Source organism: Halanaerobium sp., assembly GCF_003070835.1.
The window spans coordinates 1-1,147 of the sequence record NZ_QBLR01000490.1; the positions used below are offsets into that span (position 1 = coordinate 1).

The 1,147-nt window shown below is 31.0% G+C and carries 1 pseudogene; it reads left to right on the forward strand.

Annotated features, from left to right (window positions below):
• A pseudogene (locus CI949_RS20720) lies at nucleotides 1-1,147 on the forward strand (transcription-repair coupling factor); the annotation flags it as partial.

Here is a 1,147-nt window from a genome sequence, read left to right on the forward strand (position 1 = left end):
GAAAAAGATATAATTTTCTTTTTGCCAGATAATTATTATTTGCAGCAGATGCAGGAAGATTTAATTCGATTAATTGGTAAAGACAATTTTTTAGTTTTTCCGGAAGAAGAAATACTTCCTCATGAACAGCTGATGCCTGATTTAACAACTATGAGTGAAAGAACTAAGGTTTTAACTGAACTTGTTTTTTCTCTCAATCAAAAAAAGAAAATTATCTTGACTACTCCAGCAGCAGTCTTTAAAAAACTTCCACCTAAAGATATTTATAAAAATAGCAGCATAAATATTAAAACAGGAACAGAACTTGTAATTCCAGAATTGAGGCAGAAACTTTTTTCTCTTGGTTACAAACGGGAAGAAATGGTAGAAGCTCCAGGTCAGTACAGCATTAGAGGTGGAATTATTGATATTTTCACACTGCTTGATGAACAACCATTTAGAATTGAGCTTTTTGGGGATGAAGTAGATTCAATTCGTAAAATTGATTTAACTGCTCAGAGATCTAAACTGCAGGTAGATCAGATTACAGTTCCTCCTTTTGCAAATATTGTTATTGATCAAGATGTTGTTGAGAGAGCCTATCCCAGCTTGGAAAATACTTATTCGAAAGCAATATCAAAACTTGCAGAAAATAATCAGCAGGAAGAAGCTGCTTACTTAAGAGAAAAAGCTAAAAAAATGTTGGAAGATTTGAAAGAAAAACATCGTTTTCCAGGCTTTGAACAATTTTTGCCTTTTTATTATGAAAAGACTGCTAATTTCTTTGATTATTTAGAAGAGAGTATAATTTTTGCCGTACGACCAAAAAAAATGGAGCAGTTAACTCATGATCATTATCAGGAAATTGTTGAAACACATACCAGACTTTTAGAACAGGGAATGGTTTTTCCAGAATATCTTGATAATTTTATTTCTGAATCAGAGTTCAAAAGAGAAATTACTAAAAACAGGGTAGTAGATATTAACTCTGAATTTGAACATAATAAAGTTATTGAGAATGATATTCATTTTAACACATCTTCTCTAGAACCTTTTCACGGGCAGTTAGAACTGTTTAGTGAGAAATTAATGGAATTATTAAAGAAAAAATATCAAATTGCCATCACCTTAAATTCAGCCAGCAAAAAAAGAAGATTAAAAATGTTTT